Source organism: Saccharopolyspora gloriosae (genome assembly GCF_014203325.1).
Lineage (GTDB): Bacteria > Actinomycetota > Actinomycetes > Mycobacteriales > Pseudonocardiaceae > Saccharopolyspora_C > Saccharopolyspora_C gloriosae.
The window spans coordinates 1,253,539-1,275,863 of the sequence record NZ_JACHIV010000001.1; the positions used below are offsets into that span (position 1 = coordinate 1,253,539).

Genomic DNA, 22,325 nt, shown 5'->3' on the forward strand with positions numbered 1-22,325 from the left:
GGCAGGAATGGAGGGGACGTGCGGATCGACCTGAACTCGGATCTCGCCGAGGGCTTCGGCCGGTGGGAACTCGGCGACGACAGCGCGCTGCTGGGCGTGGTGACCAGTGCGAACGTGGCGTGCGGTTTCCACGCCGGAGACCCCGGCGTGATCCGCCGGGCCTGCGCGGAGGCGGCGGCGCGGACGGTCGCGGTGGGTGCCCAGGTCGGCTACCGGGACCTCGCCGGGTTCGGCCGCAGGTTCATCGACGTGCCGCCGCGCGAACTCACCGACGAGGTGCTGTACCAGCTGGCCGCGCTCGACGGCATCGCCCGCGTGGAGGGCACCGCGGTGACCTACGTGAAACCGCACGGCGCGCTCTACAACGCGATCGTGCGCGACGAGGCGCAGGCCGCGGCGGTGGTCGAAGCGGTGCGCGCCTACGACCCGGCGCTCGCGGTGCTCGGCCTGCCCGGTTCGACGTGGCTCGCGCAGGCCGCCGACGCGGGCCTGCGGGTGTTCCGGGAGGCGTTCGCAGACCGCGCCTACACCCCGGAGGCGACCCTGGTGTCCCGCCGCGAACCCGGTGCCGTGCTGCACGACCCGGAGCTGATCGCGCGGCGGTGCCTGCGCATCGCGCGCGGCGAGCCGATCGACGCCGTCGACGGCACCGAGATCGCGGTGTCGGCCGAGTCGATCTGCGTGCACGGCGACAGCCCCGGAGCGGTGCGGATCGCCGAGACCGTGCGGGACCGGCTGCGGGCCGACGGCGTCGAGCTCGCCCCGTTCGCACCGGACCGGTCGAGGTGAGCGAGGTGCGGGTGCTGCGCTGCGCCGATTCGGCGCTGCTCGTGGAGCTGGCCGACCTGCCCGCGGTGCAGGCGCTGCACGGCGAGCTGCGGGATTCCACCCCGGACGGCGTGCTCGACCTGGTGCCCGCGGCCCGCACGCTGCTGCTGCGGCTGGACCCGGACCGCGCGGATCCGGCGGCCGTCGAACGGGCGGTGCGCGAAGTCCGCGTCGGCGAGCGGCGCGGTGACGACGGCGGGCTGCTGCGGGTACCCGTGGTCTACGACGGCGCGGACCTCGCCGAGGTCGCGAAGCTGACGGGGCTCACGGAGCGGGAGGTCGTGCACGAGCACACCGAGCACCCGTGGACGGTCGCCTTCGGCGGGTTCGCCCCCGGTTTCGGCTACCTCACCGGTGGCTCGCCGAAGCTGGCCGTGCCGCGGCGCGGCGAGTCGCGGACCCGAGTGCCCGCGGGCGCGGTGGGGCTGGCCGGGGAGTTCAGCGGCGTCTACCCGCGGGAGTCGCCGGGCGGCTGGCAGCTCATCGGCCGCACCCACTTGGAGATCTGGCGCACCGACCGGGAGCCGCCCGCGCTGCTGCGGCCCGGCGTGCGCGTCCGGTTCGAGGAAGTCTCATGATCGAGATCGTGCAGCCCGGTCCGCTGGCGACCGTGCAGGACCTGGGCCGCAGCGGGCACGCGGGCATCGGGGTCGGCGTCTCCGGCGCGGCCGATCGGAGCTCGCTGCGGCTGGCGAACCGCCTCGTCGGCAACGCGGAGGGCGCGGCCGCGATCGAGACCACCTTCGGTGGACTGCTGCTGCGTCCCGACCGGGACGTGACGGTGGCGGTGACCGGTGCCGACTCCCCGCTGACGGTGGACGGCCGAGCGGAACCGGTGAACACCGTGCTGCGGGTCCGCGCCGGAGCGTCGCTGCGGCTCGGTGCCCCGGCGCGCGGCCTGCGCGGGTACGTGGCGGTGCGCGGCGGGATCGACGTGGAGCCGGTGCTCGGTTCCCGCGCCACCGACGTGCTCTCCGGGCTCGGTCCGCCGCAGCTCACCGCGGGCACCCGGCTGCCGGTCGGGCCGCCGCCCGCGGAGTTCCCGGTCGTCGACCAGGCCCCGGTCCGTCCCGTGCGCGACGGAGACCTGGAGCTCTCGGTCGTGCTGGGGCCGCGCGCGGACTGGTTCACCGAGCAGGCCGTCAGCGCGCTGCTGGGGGAGGCGTTCGCGGCCAGCGCCGACCTCAACCGGGTGGGCGTGCGCCTGGACGGGCCCGCACTGCCGAGGGCGCGCACCGAGGAACTGCCCAGCGAAGGCATGGCGCTCGGTTCCCTGCAGGTGCCGCCGTCGGGGCGGCCGACGCTGTTCCTCGCCGACCACCCCGTCACCGGCGGGTACCCGGTGATCGCGGTGGTGCTCGCCGCCGACGTGGACCGGGCCGCGCAGGCCCGGCCGGGGCAGCGCGTGCGATTCCGTCAAGTGACCCCAGCGAAGAGGTGAGCGCGAGATGCAGCCCGCGACGATGACACCCGAGCAGGCCAGGGCCGCGTTCCGCGCGGGTCTCCGGACGCCGACGGCGGGCTACAGCTCGGGGTGGACGCAGGCGAACCTGTTGACGTTGCCGCGCGCGGACGCCTACGACTTCCTGCTGTTCGCGCAGCGCAACCCGCGGTCCTGCCCGGTGCTGGACGTGACCGAACCGGGCGAGACGGCGGCGTCGATCTTCGCCGGGGACCTGCGCACCGACCTGCCCGCCTACCGGATCTACCGGCACGGCGAGCTCGTCGAGGAGCGCGGCGAGGTCACCGACCTGTGGCGCGACGACCTGGTGTCGTTCCTCATCGGGTGCAGCTTCACCTTCGAGGCCGCGCTGCTCGAAGCGGGCGTCCCGGTGCGGCACGTCGAGCAGGGCCGCAACGTGCCCATGTACCGGACGAACCGCGAGTGCCGCCCGGCGGGCGCGCTGGCCGGGCCGCTGGTGGTGTCGATGCGCCCGATGCCCGCCGACCAGGTGGCCACCGCGGTGCGGGTGACCTCCCGCTACCCCGCGGTGCACGGCGCGCCGGTGCACATCGGGTCGCCGGCCGAACTCGGGATCCGGGACCTGGATGCACCGGACTTCGGGGAACCGGTGTCGATCCGGCCGGGGGAGGTCCCGGTGTTCTGGGCGTGCGGGGTGACTCCGCAGGCGGCGGTGATGCGGTCCCGGCCGGCGCTCGCGATCGGGCACGCCCCCGGCCACATGGCCGTCACCGACGCGCGCGACAGCGACCACCTGGTGCCGTGACCCCCGCCCGAGGAGAGGAGCGGGGGAGCACCGGACCGTGCAACGGGCCCGACCGCGCCTCCTGTTCCCGCTGCGCGGAGTGACCTCCCGCACCTGGGCCGATCACCTGTCGAGGCGAGCCCCGACGATCTAGGCTGGGGGAATTCGCGAACCTGGGGGTGTGCGATGGGAACTTCGTCCGACACGGACGGGCGACGACGGCTGGCGGGCCTGGGGCAGCCGGAGCAGCCCTCGATGGCGCGCGTCTTCGACTACCTGCTGGGCGGGACGAGCCATTTCGAGCTCGACCGCAGGCTCGCCGAGGACATGAAGCCGGTGCTGCCGAACATCGCCGAGCACATCCAGGTCATCCACGCCTTCCTGAGCCGCGCGGTGCGCTACCTCGCCGAACGCGGCATCGACCAGTTCCTCGACCTGGGAACGGGACTGCCCACGGTCGGCGACGTGCACGGCACCGCCCAGCGGGTGGATCCGACGGCGAAGATCGCCTACGTCGACGCCGACCCGTTCACGGTGCGGCTGGCCGAGGCGCAGCTGCACGGGGTGCGCGGGGTGACGGTCACCGAGGCCGACCTGTGCGAACCGGCCAGCGTGCTGACCGCGCCGGGCGTGACGGGGCTGCTGGACTTCACCCGCCCGGTTGCGGTGCTGGCGATGGCGGCGCTGCCGTTCATCACCGAGGACGACGAGCTCTCCGGGGTGGTCGCGGCGTACCGGGACGCGTGCTCGGTGGGCAGCGCCCTGGTCTGCTCGCACCTGTCGGTGGTCACCGCCACGGCCGAGCAGGTCCGCGGGTTCGGTGACGTGGCGGAGCGGATCGGGCGGCGGCCGATCTGGCGTTCGCCCGACGACTTCCACACCGTGTTCAACGGTTACGAACTGGCCGAACCGGGGCTGCTGCGCACGGCGCTGTGGCGCCCGGAACTGGGTGAGCCGACCGTCGGCGCGCACGATCCGCTCGAGGTGGACACCTGCTCGGCGGTGGGAATGCTGGTGTCCCGGCCTGTTCCGACCGCATTGCACCTCGTCCGCCGTTGACGCGGTTCCGGACGCCGGAGACGGCCCTTCCCGCGCGGTGAAACACCTGGTGGGGGTGCTGATCGTCCCGCTGGGAAATGTCGAACCAGGAATTCGGAACAATAATTTGCGGCGCGCCGAAAAAATTGTTTGGCCGAGTGGTTCGGTCGAATTCGTGTTCTCGATTTCGAGTTGACGGGTTGATTGTTCCGGTGCGGCGGGTAATCTATTCGGCAGAAGGGGAGTAGCCCTCAATTCGCGATCGACATACTGGCGGCAATGACGCACGCCCGGTCGCGGAGCCTCTCGATGCGCAGGCGGGCGAGACCTTCGATCCGAGACACGTCGGATCGGAGGCGTGACGCGCCCTGGTCCAAGCAGGGAAGAGGTGTTCGTACCGTGTTGACCGGTTTCGCCGTCAGTTCCGCGGCGATCTTCGTGGCCGAACTCGGCGACAAGTCCCAGTTGATGGCGATGACCTTCGCCACCCGCTACCGCGCCTGGCAGGTGCTGCTGGGCATCACGCTCGCCACCACCGTCGTGCACGCCGCCTCGGTCGCCCTCGGATTCGGCATGGGCGCGCTGCTGCCCACCGAGTGGATCGGCCTGGTCGCCGGTATCGCCTTCCTCGGCTTCGCCGCGTGGACGCTGCGCGGTGACCACCTCACCGACGCCGAGAAGAGCAAGGCCGGTCGCACCGCCCGCTCCGCCGTGATCGCGGTGACGCTCGCGTTCTTCCTCGCCGAGCTCGGCGACAAGACGATGCTCGCCACGGTCACCCTCGCCTCGCAGCACGACTGGCTGGGCACCTGGATCGGGTCGACCGTCGGCATGGTGCTCGCGGACGCGCTCGCCATCGGCGTCGGCCTGCTGCTGGGCAAGCACCTGCCGGAGCGCTTCATCCGCTACGGCGCCGCCGCGCTGTTCGCCGTCTTCGGCGGCTGGCTGATCGTCGAATCGACCCTCGGCCTCCTCTGACCGCACCTGACGTGACGGCCCGCTCCACCGGCTCCCCGCCGGACCGAGCGGGCCGTCCGCATTTCGCACGGCGGGACGAAGTGAACGGACCGCTTGTCCAATCCCGTTGGACGAACGGTCCGTTCACTCCGAACTCGCCCTGCGCGGCGGCTGCGCGTGGCGGTAGTGAGCGGACCGTTCGTCCAACGCCGTTGGGCGAACGGTCCGTTCACCCGCTTCGGTGGGTGTGGGTTGCGGACGGATCGGGGCCGCAAGGCAACCCGTGACGGGGGTGGCGGGTTCTCGTTGTACGGGCAATGACGGTTCGGAGGTTCTCGTGACCTGGATGATCTACGGCGCCACCGGGTACACGGGGCGGCTCATCGCGGAACGCGCCCTCGACCGGGGGCAGCGGCCGGTGCTCGCCGGGCGCGACCCCGCGAAGCTCGCGCGCGTCGCGACTCCGCTGGGCCTGCCGTACCGGGTGTTCGACGTGCGCGCGGAGGCCGCCGCCGCGGCGGCGCTGGCGGACGTCGACCTGGTGGCGCACTGCGCCGGACCGTTTTCGGCGACTTCGACGCCGATGGTGGCGGCCTGCCTGGCGTCGGGAACGCACTACGTGGACATCACCGGCGAGATCGACGTGTTCGAGTCCGTGTTCGCCCGGCACGGGGACGCCGTCGACGCGGGGGTGGTGCTGCTGCCCGGCGCGGGATTCGACGTGGTGCCGACCGACTGCCTGGCCGCGATGGTCGCCACCGCCTTGCCGGGCGCCACGAACCTCGATCTGGCGTTCCAGGCCAGCGGCGGGATCAGCGGCGGCACGGTGAAGAGCGCGCTGGAGGGCGCCGCGCTCGGCGGGCGGGCTCGCGTCGACGGAGTGCTGCGCACGGTTCCGATGGGCTGGCGGCACCGGGACGTGCCGTTCCCGTCCGGGCACCACCGGGTGTCCTCGTTGCCGTGGGGCGATGTCAGCACGGCCTACCGCAGCACCGGCATCCCGAACATCACCACCTTCACCCGGCTGCCGGGACTGCACCGCTTGGGGCCGACGGCGACCGCGCTCGGCAGGGCGGTGCTGGGGCGGCCCGTCGCGCAGCGCGTCGGCAAGGCCGTGATCGGTTCGCTGGTCGGCGGGCCCGGATCGGCGCAGCGGGCGCGGAGTTGGGTGGAGGTCTTCGCGGAGGCGACCGACGACGCCGGCCGCTCGGTGACGGCGGCGCTGATCGGGCCCGACACCTACGAGTTCACGGTGGACGCGGTGCTGCGCTCCGTCGGCGGCCTGCTGACGGGCGGCACCCGCCCGGGCGCGCACACCCCGTCCACCGCCTTCGGCGCCGACTTCGTCCGCCGCCTGCACGGAGTCCGCCTCATCGAACCGGGCCGGATCAGCGGTTGAGCGAACGGCCCGTTCGTCCAATTCCGTTGGGCAAGCGGTCCGTTCACTCCTGATGAGGTGCCTCGGGCCGGAGTGAACGGCCTGTTCGTCCAATCCCGTTGGGCAAGCGGTCCGTTCACTCGTGAATCGCGGGCGGGGCCGGGTTGTGGGTGAACGGCTCGTTCGTCCAATGCGGTTGGGTGAACGGTCCGTTCACTCCGATCGCTTCCCGCTTGCAGTCGTCATGGGTGGGGGAGGACGCGGAGGGTGGTGCCGGGGCCGGTGGCGCTGAGGAATTCCAGGTAGGGGCCGCTGCGGTCGGGCGAGTGCAGCGCGACCAGGTGCGGTTCGCGGTGCACGACGATCAGCGACGTGGTCCCGGTCCACCGCCGCGCGTCGCGCTCGGGGTCGGCGGAGTCGATCACCACCGAATGCACCGCTCCGGTGTCCACATCGGACTTCCGGGGTTCCAGCAGACAGAGCTCGTTGCCGTCGGGGTCGGTCATCACGACCCACGGCACGTCCTCGCCCTGCCCGATGTCGGCGAAGCGCGCGCCCGCGTTGAACAGCCGCAGCAGCATGGTCCGCTCGTGGTCGTGCGATTCGCTGCGCAGGTCGAGGTGGACGCCGTTCTTCCCGGACTTCTCCCGCGCGGCACCGGCGAACAGCAGCGGAATTCCGGGTCCTGCGGGCCGCACCACCGGATCGGCGGCGCTGGTGTCGACGGTCCAGTCGAGCACCTGCGCCCACCACCGCGCCAGCAGCAGGGGGCGTGCGGTGGCGAATTCGACGGTGAACCCCGTTCCGGTCATGAGCTCGGAGGTTAGGCCGCCGCCGAACGGGCCGCATCCGCGTTCGCGCACTCCATGCCGCGAGCACCGGAGCTGCCCCGCGATGCCCCGGGCGGCTCAGGGACGGGCGGTCAGCATCCGTGCGCCGGGCGCCTCGGTGTGCTCGTGCTCCCCGGCGACGTGGCGGGGCCCGGTGACGGTCTCGCCGAGCGAGGCGCGCAGCGCGCGGGAGATCAGCTGGCGGCGGACGGACCTGGGCGAGAGCTCCGCGAGCAGCCAGCCGATCGCGGGCGGCAGCACGCGCGGCAGCCGTTCCCGCGCGCAGTGCCCGGTGCCCGGCACCAGCCACACCTCGGCGGCGGGGCGGTCGGCCAGCGCGATGGTGTCCCGCAGCGGCACGTACGGATCGCCGGTGCCGTTGATCGCCAGCAGCGGTGCCGCCGAGGTCGAGCTCAGCAGTCCTTGCCTGCGCAGCGAGAACTCCAGCGAGAACCGGTCGGCGTCGGCCCGGTCCGGCAGCGCGGGCAGGTCGAGCGCGTTGCCGATGACCCCGGCCATCCCGTGCGGCAGGCCCAGCACGTCGACCGCCGTGCCGTTCGCCCCGATGGGGCCGCCGAAGTCGATGGCGGCGTCGACCCGGCCGGTGAGCGCTAGCTTCGCGGCCCAGTGCCCGCCGAAGCTCAGGCCGAGCAGCGCGGTCTTCGAACACCGCGTCCGGTCGGCGAGCTGCCGGGCGGTCGCGGCCAGCAGCAGGTCCGAGTCCGCGGCCAGCGGGACTCGTGATTCGCCGGTGCCGGGCATGTCGACGGCGGCGACGGTGAGCCCGCTGATCAGGGAGATCAGCAGCGCCATCCGGTGCAGCTCCACCTTCCAGGTGTCCACTCCGCCGCACAGCAGCAGCAACTGGTCGCTGACGGCTCGGGGGCGGCGGTAGACGTGCGCGGTGACGCGGGTGCTGTGCCGGCGGTACGGGACGTCGAGGGCGTAGCGGCGGAACGTGACGGGCAGGCCAGCCGAGGCGTGGCCGAAGCATTCCAGCTGGCGGGCGTAGGCCTCCCGGCGATCCGCGGTGGCCAGGCACGGGAACCGGGCGGCGCCCCAGCACGCGGCGGCGTGCGCCCAGTCGTGCTCGGATTCCGCGCGCCGGGCCTCTTCCGCCCACACCGGGACCCAGCCGGTGCGGCCGTGGCCCCACATGTCGTCGATCCGATCGCGGACGCGGGCGATCACGCTCGGTGACACTCCCCAGCTCTGGAACTGCCGGGCGCGCTCGGTGAACAGTTCCGCGGGATGCACGGGAAAGGTGAACATGGCCGCCTCCGTCGACTCAGGGTCTCTTTCCGGTATGGCAGGGGAAATCCGGTTTCCTGAGCCTGTGCGCCGATGGTCTCGCACCAGGTGAGATGGACCAAGCGACAGACCCGCACACTACCCGAATATACGTGCGGAAACGTGCGTTGATCTTGATAAAGCCCCATTTCGAGCGACAAAAAACCACGGAGAGTAGCCATCGGATTGCTCGCGCCCTCATGCCCCACACGCCAACTCCTGCGGCCGAAGGCCGTGCCTCGCGGCGAAGCCGTGCCGTGGGCTGCGAAGCAAGCCCGCCTTGCGGCGTAGCCGTGCCTGTATGTGCGAAGCACATAGCCCACGTCGAAAAGTGGCCCACCCGCGGGTTCTCAGCCGGTCTGTCGCGAGGACAGCTTTTTCCCTCGTGGCGGAGCCACTTGGGAAAAAGATCCCGCAGCGACAGGCCGGCTGAGGTTCCGCCACCCGCCCCCCAAGCAAAACGACCGGCTCAGGACTCCGAAGGATAATGCCAACCAGAGCCGGTGCCTCTGTACTGTTCCACTGGGATCGGGGTGACGTCCGGCGCCAGGTGGTCGCGGCACAGCACGCCGTAGAGGTGGTCGACTTCGTGCGCCACGAGCCGCGCGACGCCGCGTTCGAAGATGGTGATGCGCCGTTCCCCGGTGATGTCCTGGTGTTCCACGTGCACCACCACGGGGCGCGGCACGAGGCAGCGCACGTCGAAGAAGCTCAGGCAGCCTTCGTACTGCTCGTCGCCCTGTTCGCCCGCTTCGATGATCCGCGGGTTCAGCAGCGTGATCAGGTCGTCGCTGCCGGGTGGGCGCACGATGGCGGCGGCCCGTTCGATGCCGATCTGCGGCGCTGCGATGCCCATGCCCTTGCCGAAGGTGTGCGCTTTCGAGATGCGCTGCGTCGCCGAGTGCAGCTCGTTGATCACGCGCCGGGCGTCTTCGGCTTCGTCGGGCAGCGTGAACGGGCGGGCCGAGCGCCGCAGCATCGGGTCGCCGTCCTGCACGATGCCCAGCGCCGTCATGGTCTCGCTCGGCTTCGGCGGCCCGGACGGAGCGGTCGGCGAGTCGTTGCGGAAGTGCCATTCCAGCCGGTACCGGGCGTGCAGCGGTGGGTCTTCGGTCGACCACGCGTAGATCGTGCGGTCCTGTTCGTGCCGGGTTTCGATGGCGGTGTGGAACGGCATCGATTCGGCGGTCATCGAGGTGTGCAGTCCCCACACCGCCGGGTCCAGTTCCGTCGGGAAGTTCAACGTGACCGATAACCGCTGCGTGGGCAGCCGCACCGCGCGGCGGAACCAGTGGCCCCACTTGTCGTCGCTGACGGTGTAGGTGTATTCGATCCAGGCGCTTTCGCCCGGGTACAGCGGGAATCGGCCGGAGTCGTTGGCGAACAGCAGCCACACTTCCTTGAAGGCGTCCCGGTCGTGCTGCACGCTCCAGCGCATCGGTTCTTCGCGCTTCTCCCCGTGCCACGCTTGGAGGTCGATCTCCTCCCAGGTCAACGGGTTGTCCCGGTAGAGCCGGTTGGAACGTTCGGGGTCGCCGGGGAAGCGGTCCACCGAGATGCGGATCAGGTAGCGGGTGATCGGCTCGGTGCCGTTGTTGACCAGATGTCGCCGCATGGTGGCGCGGTAGGAACCGTTGACGTAGAACAGTTCCGCGTGATCGTGCTCGACGACGAGCCCGCCCGCGGGTTCGGTGGCCGGCGCGGCGTGCTGCGGTGGGCTGGGTTTGCGCGGCGCGGGAACGGTGTTCTGCTCCCGCCAGGCCCGGCGCAGCGATCCACCGGCGTTGAGGGCGCTGTCGGCGGCTTGGGCGAATTCGCGTGACGCGTGCTCACCGCCGCTTTCGACCTTCGACACGTACGACCGGCTGTAGCCCATGCCGCGGGCCAGCGCTGATCTGGACAGGCCGCGAACGTCGCGCCATCGCCGGAATTCGGCGACGAACACGTCCTGTTCCGGTGTCGCGTCCAGGTCGGCCTTCGCCTGGCCGGTCATGGCCACCATCCCCATCGCGTCCGGCGTGCGTGTGCGTGAGCTCACCGTGAGCAGGCGCTCAGCCTACGCACACACCCCCTCGCCGCGGTCCCCTTGAACGGAGGTTCCCGGACGCCGACAACACGTTTCACACAGATGGCGGGTAGCTGAGCGAAAAATGTCCTCCGAAGTCTTCGCGCGCACAACAATCTCACGTCCTCCGGCCGCGTTCGCGCGGTGCGGAACCGAAGGATCTGATCACGTGAGCAGCCCCTTGGCGATTCACGGCGGCCCACCTGTGGTGCGCTCCGCCGCCCCGCAGGTCCCCTGGCCGCCGGTCGACATCAACACCGCGGTCGCGGTCACCGCGCAGCTCTACAGCGCGGTGTCCGTGCCGGGGCGCACCGGCATCGTCGCGGAGCTGGAGAGCCGGCTCGCGGAGTTCTTCGGCGTGCGCCGCGCGGTGGTCACGTCTTCGGGCACGGCGGCGCTGCATTCGGCGTACTCCGCGCTCGGGCTCACCGACGGGGACGAGGTGATCGTGCCCGCCTACACCGCGCATCCGACCGCGACGCCGCTGTTCCACCTGCGGGCGAAGCCGGTGCTGGTGGACTGCGACGAGCTCGGCAACATCGATCCGCTGCAGGTGGAGGCGGCGATCACGCCGTTCACCAAGGCCATCGTGGTCACGCACCTGTGGGGTGTGCCCGCGCGGGTGGAGGCGCTCGCGGACATCGCCGAGCGGCACGGGATCCGCTTGGTGGAGGACGGTTCGCACGCGCACGGCGCGGCGGTGGGCGGGCGCCGGGTCGGCACGTTCGGGCACATCGCCGCGTTCAGCATGGGCGGGGCGAAGCCGTTGTCGGCGGGCGAGGGCGGATTCGTGCTCACCGATGACGACGACTTGTACTACCGGGTGCTGCTGCACAGCCAGGACGGCGGCCGGTGCCGCAGCGAGATCCCGATCGACCACCCGCTGCGGCGCTACGTCGTCACCGGCACCGGGTTGGCGCACCGGATGCATCCGCTGGCGGCGGCGCTGGCGCTGGGGCAGCTCAACGAGCTGGACCGGCGGCTGGGCGGGCGACGGCAGCTGGCCGCGCACATGATCTCGGAGCTGCGCGGGTTGCCCGGCATCAGCGTGCCGGAGGTGCCCGCGCGTTCGGCGCCGGCCTGGTACGCACTGGCGCTGCTGCACCGGCCGGAGGACTTGGGCGGGTTGCCGGTGGACGCGCTGATCGCGGCGTTGCGAGCGGAGGGGTGCTTGGAGGTCGACCACCCGCGGGCGCCCCGGCCGCTCAACGAGCACCCGCTGTTCGACGCGCCGAACCGGTTGTTCCCGAACCTGCCGGAGGGGTGGCCGCGCTATCGCGCCGGGCAGTACCCGAGGTCGGAGCGCAGGCACCGCAACACGCTCACCATCACCGTCCCGCACGACGATCCGGAGTTGGTGGAGGGCTATGTCCGCGCCTTCCGCAAGGTCATCACGCACCACCGCACCCTCATCGGCCCCGACCCGTGACGACCATCCGCTGCGGACGATCTCCGTCGTTTCGCGGGGGACTGAGGCACCCTGATCGGGCGCCCGAAAGGCCGCTGTGGCCTGGAAAAGCTCTGAGGTCGCAGAGGTGGGGCTCGTCGATTCCTCGGTTGGTTGCGCGGGGTTGAAACGGGGTGGGCGCGGTTCGGGACGTGTTCGGGGGCGCCTGTTGGGGGTGGTGGGCGGTCAGGGGAAGGCGCGGAGGGTGGCGTCGACGAGGGCGTCGGCGAAGGCGTCGTCGAGCGGGCCGCTGCGCAGCAGCCAGCGTTGGGTCAGCGGGGCGTACAGGAATTCCAGGAACAGGTCGAGGTCGGTGTCCGCGGCGAGTTGACCGGCTTCCCGGGCGGCGCGGAGTCGGCGTTTTTTGGCTTCGGTGACGGGTTTTTCGAGTTTCTCGCGGTAGAGCTCGGCCAGTTCGGGGTCGGCGATGAGCTCCATGTTCAGCGCCCGGATCGGCGCCTCGAAGGCGGGGTCCGCGAACTCGGCCGCGGTGGCGCGCAGCACGGTCTTCAGGTCGGCCGCGAGGTCGCCGGTGTCGGGCAGTGCGACCTCGCCGTCGGTCTGTTCGCTCAACGCGAGGATCGAGTCGAAGACGACGGCGCCTTTCGACGACCACCAGCGGTAGATCGTCTGCTTGCCGACTCCGGCGCGGGCGGCGATCGCCTCGATGGTCAGCTTCGCGTAGCCGACTTCGGCGATGAGCTCGCGGGTGGCGGTGAGGATCGCGGTGCGCGAGCGCTCGCTGCGGCGGGTGCGGTCCGGGCTGTTGACGGCCATGCGAACCAGATTAGCGCGAGACGAGACGGATCGTCTTGACTCGGTGCGGATCGGCGCTACAGTTGAACGAGACGCAACGTCTCGTCTCATCTGAGGGGGAAGCATGACCCGAACCGGACCACGCACCTGGCTGATCACCGGAGCCTCTCGGGGCCTCGGCCGCGCCTTCACCGAGGCGGCGCTGGCCGCAGGTGACCGGGTCGTCGCGGTCAGTCGCGACATCACGCCGCTCGACGACTCGGTGGAACGTTCCGGCGGCCGGCTCGTCACCTTCCCGCTGGACGTGCGCGACCGCGCCGCCGTCTTCGCCGGGGCGGACCGCGCCGCCGAGGCGTTCGGCGGTCTCGACGTGGTGGTCAACAACGCCGGGATCGCCTTGCTCGGCATGGTCGAGGAATGCGCCGAGCAGCAGGCCCGCGAGCACTTCGACACGAACTTCTTCGGCGCCCTGTGGGTGAGCCAAGCCGTCGTGCCGCACCTGCGGGCGAGCGGCGGAAGGCTGCTGCAGATCTCCTCGATGGGCTCCGGCGGCGGCTACGCCATGACCGGCATGTACGGCGCCGCCAAAGCGGCCTTGGACGCGATGAGCGGGTCGCTGGCCATGGAGGTCGAGCCGTTCGGTGTCAAGGTCACGGTCGTGCAGCCCGGCGGGTACGAAACCGGCCTGTTCACCCAGGGGCTCACCGCCACCGAGGAAGATCCCGCCTACGCGCCGCTGCGCGCGGAACTGTTCGAGATGTTCACCGACTCACAGGACTTCGACCCGTCCCTGGCGGCGAAAGTGCTGCTGCAGCTGGCCGATCTGGAGGAGCCGCCCAAGCGAATCGTCCTCGGCGGCCTCGCCTACGACCTGGTCCGGGACCTGGAACGCGCCCGCTCCGCGGAACTCCCGAAGTGGGAACACCTCAGCAGGCAGGCCGGGTGAACCCGCAGCCTGCGGGACGCCGACCGTGGCGTTCTGGTGGGCGAGAGCGGGAGATTGCCGGACGGTTGTGGCCGAGTTGGAGAAGCCGCTGTCCGACAGTTGCGCGTGCTCGGTCCCGACCACATCCGGGCCACCCGGCTCGACATCGAGAGCTTGAGCGGTGACGCCTGAGCGGGCCGAGCGTTCCCGCGAACCAGGTCGTGCTCAGCTCAGCGCGGCGTCGCGGAGGTCGGCCAGCAGCGTCGGGAGCACCGTTTCCTCTTCGACCGCGCGGGAAGCCGTGGACATCAGCTCCGACAGCTGCGGGTCCCACGGGGTGTCCACGGGAGCGCCGACGAGGTTCGGGAGGTCCAGGCGCCGGTGGGCCGCGTGGTCGACGGCTTCCCGGTAGTCCGCCGCGGACATGCGCCACAGCTGCGCCTCGTGCTCCGACCACAGCGAGCGGGCGATCGCGACGCCCGTCCAGTCGAAGTCGCCGTGGTAGCGCAGCAGCGCCCCGTCCGCGCGCAACCGGGCCAGCAGCGACGACGCCACCGGTGACGGGTGCCCGCCGAGGCACACCAGCGGATGCCGGATGTCGGCGCGGGCGGCGGCTTCGAGGACCCGAGCGTTCTCGCACACCGCGATGACCGTTCCCGAGTCGACGAGCCGGTGCGGGGCCGCGGACAGGTCCCGGAGGGTGAGGTGCGTCGGCAGGCCCAGGCCGGTGCGGTCCGCGACCGAACGCGACCAGGAGTCGTCGCCGGTCAGCGGCAGCGCCCAGCTCAGCACCGTGCCCGCCACGTCGTCCGGGGCGACCCCGCAGCGCTCCCACAGCGCGCGGCGGTCCCGTTCGCCGTTCGGCGGTTCGATGTCGTGCGCCAGCGCCGCCGCGCGCAGCACGATCCGGCTCAGCGTGCTCCCGCTGTCGAGCTCGTGCGGGTCGTCGGCGGCGGTGAGCTCGGCGCGCGACACCCACACCGCCGGGGGCGTCGCCGGGTCCAGCGCCAGCGCGGCGAGCACCGTCGCGGCACGTCCGGTGACGTGCTCCAGCTCGGTTTCGGCGACGCGGCCGTACTGGTGCAGCCAGCGCACCCACGGCTCGGCCCACGCCGCCGCGCCCAAGCCGTGCGCGGTCAGCGCGTCCAGCGCCGGATCGGACCGCTCCGCTCGTGCCGGGGCGGCCTCGGGGGAGGCGATGGGCCTGCCGTGCAGGATCTCCAGCACCAGCGGCAGGGGCAGTCCGAAGCGGGCGTCCGCGCGCAGCACCTTGTCCAGCTTCACCAGCATGATCCGGGAATGCCCCAGGTACAGCTCGCGGCCGTACACCGCGCTGACGGCGGCGCGCGTCGGCTCGTCGGGCAGCGCGACGCTGAACCGGTCCGGCCGCTTCGGCGATTCCAGCGCCTCGCGGGCCTGCTCCCACAACCCGCGCAGCGCGGCACCGCCCCACGTCTCGCGGACGTCCGCGCGGGTCTGGTCGGACACTTCGGTGAGGTCGCCGTCAGCCATCGGAGCGCTCCATGCCCCGACCGTCCCACGTGGTGTGCGTGCAGGCGATGCCGTGGCCGCTGCGCGGGCGCAGCACGTCGTAGATGTGCATCTTCGGGATCTTCGGCGACACGCCCCAGCCGCTGGGCCAGGTGATCAGCCAGTCCATGTCCAGGTCCACCAGCAGTCCCAGCATCCGCGCGATCGTCGGATCGTCGAGCCGCTCGAACGCCTCGTCCAGCAGCACCAGCCGCAGCGGCCCGCGCCCGCCGGAGGACACGCTCACCGCGTCGTAGAACGCCGCCGCCGCCGCGAACAGCGTCACGTAGGAGATCAGCCGCGTCTCACCGGACGAGAGCTGCCGCAGCCGCCGCACGCGGGGCTTGCCCTCCGGGCCGGTGTCGCGCACCCGCACGGTGAACGCGAACCACGAGCGGTAGTCCAGCGCCCGCGACAGGATCTCCGCGTAGCCACCGGAGGCGCTGTCGCGTTCGGCCTCGATGAGGTCGGTGAACACCTTGCGCAGCAACGAGTCCTGGTCGTCGCTGCGGTCGGCGAACGGGGTGCGCACCAGGTCGATGGCCTGCTTGATGTCGTCGCCGAGCGACGGCGAGGGCTCCCACTCCAGCTGCACGTGCACGCCCTGGCTGGAACGGGCGCCGTCGAGCACCTCGTTCATCCGCTTGCACAGGTTCTCCGCCACCGTCACCTGCCCGCGCAGCCGTTCCGCGAGGTCGCGGATCAGGTAGTCGGCGAAGATCGACCGGTACCGCTCGTTGAGGAAGCCGCGTTGTTCGGCGAGGCGTTCGGCGACCCGGCGGGCCGCGTCGGCCACCGGCTGCGGGCCTTCCTCGCCGGTGACGGTGACGGTGAGCAGGCCCTGCTGGTCGCCCGCGGCGATGTCGTAGCCGCCGCTGAGCGACTGCTGCAGCGCCTGGAACCGGTTGAGCACCGCGGTCTCACCCGCCGTCTTGCGGTCCGCGGCGCCCGCGAGCAGTTCCGCGGCCTCCGCCGGTTCGGGCGGTTCCGCGGCGCGCGGATCGGGTTCGGCGCCGTCCTCGGCGGGGAGCACGTCGGCCGCGGCCCACACGCCCGGCACCCGCAGCGCGGCGGTGAACGCGGACGCCGCGGTCTCGGCGTCGGATTCCCGCCCGGCGAGCTGGGAGTGCTTGGTCTCCCACTGGGTTTCCAGCCGCACCACCTGTTCGCGCGCGGCGCTGATCCGCTCCCGCGCGGCGGGCAGGTCCTTGCGCAGCTGCGCCCGTTCGCGTTCCAGTTCGCCGACCTTGCCGGAGATCTCCTGCGCGGCGCCGCCCACGGAGTCGCTGAGCTCGGCGAGGCCGGTGGCCTGCTCGGTGTGCTCGGCGCAGCGCTGCTCGGCCTGCGACTCCGCCTCCATCCGGTCGGCCACCGCGGCGTCGTGGTGCAGCGCGATGTCGCGCAGGTCGGCCAGCGTGGCCAGGCAGCGCGATTCGACCACTTCGTGCAGCGCGTCGATCGCCGCGCGGGCCTCGGTCGCGGCCCGGTTGGCGTGTTCCAGCGCCTGCGTCTCCGGCGGCAGGTCCGCTTCCCCGGCGGCGCGCACCAATTCGGAGCGCGTCGCCTGCCAGCGCTGATCGGTCTGGTCGAGCTCGCCGCGGGCCTGCTTGGCGTGGCGGTCGGCGTCCTCGGCGGCGTCGGTGGCCGTGGCGACCTGGGCGTGCGCGGTGACGAGGTCGGAGTCGTCGGGGAACGATTCCAGGTGCCGTTCCAGGGATTCACCGTGCTCGGTGGCGTCGCGGTGGCGCCGTTCGACTTCGCCGATCCGCTCGCGCAGCGCGGCGAGCTCCTCCTCCAGCTCCGCGATGCGCCGGGCTCGGGACGCTTCGCGGGCGCCCGCGCCGACGTACTCGGCGGATTCCTTCTGCCACGAACCCGACAGCACCCCGGCCTGCCAGCGGCCGTCGGTGCCCACCACCAGCCCCGGACCGTCCACAACGGACACGGAGGCGAGCAGGGAACCGATGTGCTCGGCTGGAACGGGCCCGTCCGGCTCCGGCGCGGGCACCAGCAGTTCCGCGAGCGTGCCCGCCGCGCCCTCCGCGCCCGGAACGGCCAGCACGTCCGCCAGCTCGGCGACGGTGCCCTTCTCCGAGACCCACGCGTTGAGCAGCCCGCTCGCCTGCAGCGCCGCCTCCAGCCCGGCCCGCTGCGCGTCGTCGAGCGACGGCTGGAAATCCACCAGCCGGTAGAACGCGCGGCCCGTCTCCTCGGGCCGCTCCGCCGCCGCCCACTCCGGGCGCCGCGGGGTGCGCTCGACCCCGGCGCGCAGCTGCGCGAGCTCCTGCTCGCCGGTGCGCACCCGGTCGCGGAACTCGCCGAGTTCCCGCTCCACCGCCGAAATCCGCTGCCGCGCCTCCTGCAGCCGCGGCCGAGCCCAGCGCCGCGCCTGCTCCAGCGCTTCCCGCGCCGCGGACCGCTCGGCCAGCAGCCGGTCCGCCGACGGCACCTCCGGCACCGGGTCGTCCACAGTGGACTCCGGGTGGTCCGAGCCCCAGTGCTGCGCCCGCCGCCGCCACTCGGCGGCGGCCTCCGAGAGGCGCTGCTGAGCCACGTTGCGCCTGCCCACGGCCTCCGTCGAGATCAACTGCGCCTGGCGGGCCTGCTGCTGGAGCTTCGTGACCTGCTCCCGCTGCCGGTCCAGCTCCACGGCCTGCTGGTGCAGCGTCAACGTCAACGCGCCCCGGCGCTGCGCCACCGTGCTCGCCTGCCCCGCCCGGTCCGCCGCGGCGCGGAAGCGCTGCGCCAGCTCGTCGGTGTCGACCTCGGGTGCGCTGAGCCGGTCCACGTCCACCGGTTCGGCGTCCGGTTCGGGCGCGGTCCGCACCCGGTCCGGGGTGCTGATCGCCTCCGCCTTCGGCACCTCCGGCGGGCGCGGCACCAGATCGCCGTCCAAGCCCGCCGCCGCCAGCTGCCGGTTCGCCCGCTGCGCCGCCTGCTCCGCGGACTCCGCGTCGCCCACCAGCCTGCGCAGCGTGCCCAGCACCGACTCCGCCGAGCGCTCCTCCTGCGCGCGATGCCGCGCCGCGGTCTCCAGCGCCGCCACCGCCGCCGAACGCGAGCCCTCCACGACCCGCTCCCGGTCGCGCAGGTTCTGCAGCTCCGCGTACGCCGGGTGCGAGCGCAGCGCCTCGATGCTCGACTCCAGCGTGCCCTCGCGCTGCTCCAGCTCGGAGACGGTGCGCTGCGCGGATTCGCGCTCCTCGCGGTGCCCGGTGACCTGCTTGTCCAGCTTCGCCAGTTCCTTGCGCAGCGCCGCGAGCCGGTCCTGCGCCGTGCGCATCGACTCCGCGCGCTCCCGCAACGCCCCCAGCGCGTAACCGGAGTACGTCGACAGGAACGCGCTCAGCGCCTTGTCCGCGCCGGTGAGCCGGACGATGTTCTCCCGGATCGACTCCAGGTCGTCGAAGGAACTGGCGAGCCGCTCGATCAGCGCCGGCTCCAGCGGCGGCAGCGCGTCCGAGAGGATCTGCTCCAGCTGCCCCTCCAGCACCTTCAACCCGACGTCCGGGTTGCGCAGCGTCCGCTGCAGGTGCAGCAGGTCCCCGTAGCGGGCCGCAGGCACGCCGTAGACCTGCGCGGCGATCTTCGCGCGGAAGCCCTGGTCGTCGAGCACGCAGTCCGCGCCCAGCAGCTCCCGCAGCTGAGCCGGACCCAGCGGCACCCGCTCCGGACCCACCAGGTGCAGGTTGTGGCCCACCCGGCGGCCCGTGATGAACCGCCACGAGTCGCTGATCGCCTGCGAGGTCTTCGACGCCTTCACACCGACACCGCAGGTGAGGAATTCCTCGCCGCCGTCGGGGGATTCGCGGCGCAGCTCCACCCAGGCGTAGCCGATGCGGTTCGGGCCGCCGGGGTACTCGTCGAGCATCAGGCGCCGGATGCTGACCGTGTCGAAGCCCTTCGAACCCAGCTGGCGCAGATCGCCGTCCAAGCACAGCGGCAGCAGCAGCTCCAACGTCCGGGACTTCCCGGAACCGTTCGTGCCCTGGAAGATCGCGCGCCCGCCGGAGAGGTCGAAGGTGTTCTCCGCGTACTGCCAGATGTTCACGATCCCGCCGCGGTGCAGCCGCCAGCGGTGCACCGGCCCCGCGGACAGCGTCGCGTCGCCCGGCTGCTCCGGGGTCGCCGAGGTCTCCGAAGGCACCGGCTGCACCGCTGCGGTCGCGTCGTCGGGGCTCACCGTGAACCGTCCTCTTCCAGATCGTCGAACAGGGACAGGCCCGGCGGCTCCGGTGCCGGCGCGGGCTCGGGCTCCCGCCCGGGAACGGGCGTGGCGTCCGGTTCCGGCAGCCACCGGTGCGCGGCCGGGCTCAACCACCAGGTGAGCTCGCCATGATCCTCCCCGGTGGTGGCGGTGCCGTCGGCGGCCTCGCCGCGCAGCACGCCGAGCCGCCGCAGCAGGTCCGCGACGGACCGCACCAGTTCCGCCGGCTCCTCGGTGGCCTGCCGCGACCACGCCGCCGGGTACGACTCGATCAGCTCACCGCACACCTCGGTGAGATCGTCCCAGGTCACCGGGTGCCTGCCGTCGGACTCGCGGGGTTCGCCGCATTCCAGCAGCCGCGGCAGCGCCAGCAGCGCGACGCGCGCGACCGTGCCGGTGCCGGGGAACAACGTGTCCGTCAGGTAGTCCTCCGGATCGCTGACCACGACCCCCTCGGAGCGGACCTCGGTCACCAGGCCGAAGAACCGCTCCAGCAAGCGGGACTCCACCCCGAAGTTCTTCAGCAGCCACTCCCGCTGCTCGGCGGGCAGGTCCGCGTAGAGCACCACCGGGTCCTCCACCAGCCGCCGCCGCACCACGTGCTCCACGCTGCGCGGCCCGGCCTGCGCCGCTGACTCCACCAGTTCGGCGGGCCCGGCCGAAGTGCCGATCGGCCCGGCGGGCAACTGGCCCAGCAGGTCGGTGTCGATGGTGATCAGCGCTTCCGCGGTGGAATCCGTCGCCGTCACGGTGCCCTCGGTCTCGCTGATCACCCCGAGCGCGACCAGATGCCGCAGCGCGGCGGTCAGCGCGCGCCGATCCGCCGGATCGTCCACCACCGGCACGCCCGCCTCCACGGCCGCGGCCCGGACGTCGATCACCAGCCGCGACAGCAGCACCTGCCTGCCGATGCCGGTCAACGTCGCCAGCGTCAACGCCAAGTACGCGTAGCCGCGCGGCGTCAGGCCGGGCTCGCCGCGCGTGGCGTCCGCACCCGGACCGGCCTTGTAGAGCCGGGCGAACCGGCGTTCCACCACCAGCCGGTAGCCCAGCAGCGAGGAGAACACCTCGTGCAGCGCCGCCCGCTGCCGGTAGATCATCGGCAGCAGGTCCCCGTCCGGCGCACCCTCCCGCAGCAGCGGGCGGCGCAGCAGCGCCCGCGCGCACCGCACCACGTTCGAAGCGTCGATCGAGGACAGCTCGTCGAAGGCCTTCGTCGCGCTCATCGGGTCGCCTCCGCGGGGATCGCGCCGTCGCCGTGCACGTCGAGCACCGCGTCGGTCAGCGTGAGAGTGCCCGCGCTGCTGCTGATCCGGGTGTGCGTGCCCGCCTCCGGGCGGATCGTCACCCGCAGCCGGTGCACCGGGTCCAACGCCGAACCCGGATCGTCGGAGCTGTCGCGCTGCGCCATCGCCAGCGTCAGCAGCTCGCACAGCACGCTCAGCGCCTCCCCGGACAGCCGGGTGTCGGCCAGCCGGTCACCCGCCGAGGCGAGCTCCGCCACCGCCGCGCCGCGCCGGGCGTCCTCCTCGCGCGCCTCGGCCAGCAGCGACTCCTCCGTCATCGGGTCGTCGAGCACCCGCGACGTGCGCCCGCGCGCCCCGCGATCACCGCGGCTGCGCACGCTCACCGTCACGTCCTGCACCGGGCCGTCGCGCCACGGCACGTCGTGGTTGTCGCTGTCGTAATCCGGCGCGGGCAGCAGGTGCCGCGCCGAGTACAGCCCGAAAGCGGCGGCGTAGATCCGGTGCGCCTCCGGCGGCTCCGCCTCGTCGAACCAGCGCGCCAGCTTCAACAGCTCGCCCCGGCGGCCCGGCAGCAGACCGCTGCCGGACGTCGCGCGCTTCACGCTCGCCAGCAGCGAACCGATGGCCCGCGCGGTCGCCTCCCGCAGCGCCGCCACCTGGCTCGGGCGCCCCGGCGCGTCCACGAACCAATCGGTGAGCTCCTGCCAGTCCGCGGCGGTCCGCCCGCGCGCCCGCTCCACCTCGGTGCCCAGCTGATCCGCGGGCCCCAGCAGCCGGATCAGCTCGCCGCGCACCCCGGCCAGGCCTGCCAGCGAACCCGCGATCGTCTCGGTGTGCCGCAGCACGTCCTCCACGACCATCTGGATGTACTCGACCAGCAGGTTCCGGAACCCGGAGATCTCGTCCGGCGCCAAGTGGTGCCGCGTGACGACCTCGCCCAGGTAGGCGTAGAAGTCCCGCACCGTCGCGGCGAGCTCGGCGTGCTGCAGGAACACCGTCGTGACGTGCTCGGCCAACCGCTCCCGGGTGCGCCGGGCCCGCTTCGAACCCGGTTCCGCGCTCTCCGCGGCCACCGCCGCCGACAACGCCGAGCCGATCTCGCCGAGCCCGCGCTCGATCGCGGGCAGCAGCTCGCGGGACACCTCGCGGGCGCCCTCCGGGACCCGCAGCAGCGCGTCCACGTCGCGCTGCACCCGGACGGCGAGCTTGCTGACCTGGTAGCGCACGCTGCCGTGCTGGAACTCGGCGATGCTGGCGGCGATCGTCTCGCGGCGGCCCAGCACCAGGTTCCCCCAGAGCCGCAGCTGCTTGAGCCGCTCCACCACGGTGTCCAGCTCCGACTCGCCGGGATCGATGCGGCCTTCCCGCTCGGCGGCGGCCAGCGCCGCGGTCACCTCGCCGATCGACAGGTCCGCGAGCAGCGTCGACGTGAACAACCGCATGATCGCCAAATAGGTGCGGTGCTCGCGCGCGCTCAAGTAGGCGAACAGCCGCAACCGCTGCTGGTCCGCCCGAACGTCATCAAGTGCCTGCGCGGAGGAGGCGGACTCGGCTTCGGTGCCCGCCACCCCCGCGCGCAGCACATCAGCTTCGTGATCCGGGGCCGTCACGGTCGGCCAC

17 protein-coding genes are annotated in these 22,325 nt (G+C 72.5%); 9 read left to right on the plus strand and 8 right to left on the minus strand.

Features of this window, described 5'->3' with window-relative positions; genetic code table 11:
• The first annotated feature begins 24 nt into the window (after positions 1-24).
• The 7 genes from BJ969_RS05745 to BJ969_RS05775 all read left to right on the plus strand — a co-directional run bounded on the left by BJ969_RS05745 (position 25) and on the right by BJ969_RS05775 (position 6,429).
• A complete protein-coding gene (locus BJ969_RS05745) occupies positions 25-789 on the plus strand; it encodes a LamB/YcsF family protein (RefSeq protein ID WP_343071689.1) in 765 nt (254 codons plus the stop codon).
• Between the two features lie 5 nt (positions 790-794).
• Positions 795-1,406 carry a carboxyltransferase domain-containing protein gene (locus tag BJ969_RS05750; protein ID WP_184484854.1) on the plus strand — a complete coding sequence of 204 codons (612 nt, stop codon included), beginning with the start codon at positions 795-797 and terminating at the stop codon, positions 1,404-1,406.
• A complete protein-coding gene (locus BJ969_RS05755) occupies positions 1,403-2,269 on the plus strand; it encodes a 5-oxoprolinase subunit C family protein (protein WP_184477817.1) in 867 nt (288 codons plus the stop codon). Before BJ969_RS05750 ends, BJ969_RS05755 begins: the two co-directional genes overlap by 4 nt.
• A 7-nt stretch (positions 2,270-2,276) precedes the next feature.
• A complete protein-coding gene (locus BJ969_RS05760; RefSeq protein ID WP_281398294.1) occupies positions 2,277-3,056 on the plus strand; it encodes a putative hydro-lyase in 780 nt (259 codons plus the stop codon).
• A gap of 165 nt (positions 3,057-3,221) precedes the next feature.
• The gene (locus BJ969_RS05765) at positions 3,222-4,094 is read left to right on the plus strand and encodes an SAM-dependent methyltransferase (protein ID WP_184477818.1); all 873 of its coding nucleotides are present in this window, start codon (positions 3,222-3,224) and stop codon (positions 4,092-4,094) included.
• A 378-nt stretch (positions 4,095-4,472) separates the two neighbouring features.
• The gene (locus tag BJ969_RS05770; protein WP_343071246.1) at positions 4,473-5,051 is read left to right on the plus strand and encodes a TMEM165/GDT1 family protein; all 579 of its coding nucleotides are present in this window, start codon (positions 4,473-4,475) and stop codon (positions 5,049-5,051) included.
• Between the two features lie 325 nt (positions 5,052-5,376).
• Complete coding sequence (locus tag BJ969_RS05775) at positions 5,377-6,429, plus strand: saccharopine dehydrogenase family protein (RefSeq protein WP_221316195.1); 1,053 nt, start codon at positions 5,377-5,379, stop codon at positions 6,427-6,429.
• A 221-nt stretch (positions 6,430-6,650) separates the two neighbouring features.
• Here the strand turns inward: BJ969_RS05775 and BJ969_RS05780 are convergent, their stop codons facing one another.
• The 3 genes from BJ969_RS05780 to BJ969_RS05790 form a co-directional block, all read right to left on the minus strand.
• Entirely contained in the window at positions 6,651-7,220 is a 570-nt protein-coding gene (locus BJ969_RS05780; protein ID WP_184477820.1) for a VOC family protein, read from the minus strand.
• Between the two features lie 96 nt (positions 7,221-7,316).
• Positions 7,317-8,510 (minus strand): alpha/beta hydrolase, encoded by a 1,194-nt coding sequence (locus BJ969_RS05785; RefSeq protein ID WP_184477821.1) that lies wholly within the window; start codon positions 8,508-8,510, stop codon positions 7,317-7,319.
• 487 nt (positions 8,511-8,997) lie between these two features.
• Entirely contained in the window at positions 8,998-10,566 is a 1,569-nt protein-coding gene (locus BJ969_RS05790; protein ID WP_343071247.1) for a peptide deformylase, read from the minus strand.
• 196 nt (positions 10,567-10,762) lie between these two features.
• Here BJ969_RS05790 and BJ969_RS05795 point away from each other — a divergent pair, with 196 nt between their 5' ends.
• Positions 10,763-12,022: an aminotransferase class I/II-fold pyridoxal phosphate-dependent enzyme gene (locus BJ969_RS05795; protein WP_184477822.1), complete on the plus strand. Its 1,260-nt coding sequence runs from the start codon at positions 10,763-10,765 to the stop codon at positions 12,020-12,022.
• A gap of 204 nt (positions 12,023-12,226) precedes the next feature.
• On the opposite strand, the gene BJ969_RS05800 is transcribed toward BJ969_RS05795, so the two are convergent.
• Positions 12,227-12,817, minus strand: a complete 591-nt coding sequence (locus BJ969_RS05800) for a TetR/AcrR family transcriptional regulator (RefSeq protein ID WP_184477823.1) — start codon at positions 12,815-12,817, stop codon at positions 12,227-12,229.
• Between the two features lie 103 nt (positions 12,818-12,920).
• On the opposite strand from BJ969_RS05800, the gene BJ969_RS05805 reads away from it, so the two are divergent.
• Positions 12,921-13,742 carry an SDR family NAD(P)-dependent oxidoreductase gene (locus BJ969_RS05805; RefSeq protein ID WP_184477824.1) on the plus strand — a complete coding sequence of 274 codons (822 nt, stop codon included), beginning with the start codon at positions 12,921-12,923 and terminating at the stop codon, positions 13,740-13,742.
• Positions 13,743-13,946: 204 nt separating this feature from the next.
• Here BJ969_RS05805 and BJ969_RS05810 read toward each other — a convergent pair whose 3' ends face one another.
• From BJ969_RS05810 to BJ969_RS05825, 4 genes are all read right to left on the minus strand, one after another.
• Positions 13,947-15,233 carry a TIGR02679 family protein gene (locus tag BJ969_RS05810; protein ID WP_184477825.1) on the minus strand — a complete coding sequence of 429 codons (1,287 nt, stop codon included), beginning with the start codon at positions 15,231-15,233 and terminating at the stop codon, positions 13,947-13,949.
• Positions 15,226-19,335: a TIGR02680 family protein gene (locus BJ969_RS05815; RefSeq protein WP_184484862.1), complete on the minus strand. Its 4,110-nt coding sequence runs from the start codon at positions 19,333-19,335 to the stop codon at positions 15,226-15,228. Before BJ969_RS05815 ends, BJ969_RS05810 begins: the two co-directional genes overlap by 8 nt.
• 95 nt (positions 19,336-19,430) lie before the next feature.
• Positions 19,431-20,684, minus strand: coding sequence for a TIGR02678 family protein (locus BJ969_RS05820; protein ID WP_184477826.1), 1,254 nt, complete (start codon positions 20,682-20,684; stop codon positions 19,431-19,433).
• Positions 20,681-22,315 (minus strand): TIGR02677 family protein, encoded by a 1,635-nt coding sequence (locus BJ969_RS05825; RefSeq protein WP_184477827.1) that lies wholly within the window; start codon positions 22,313-22,315, stop codon positions 20,681-20,683. Before BJ969_RS05825 ends, BJ969_RS05820 begins: the two co-directional genes overlap by 4 nt.
• Between the last annotated feature and the right edge of the window lie 10 nt (positions 22,316-22,325).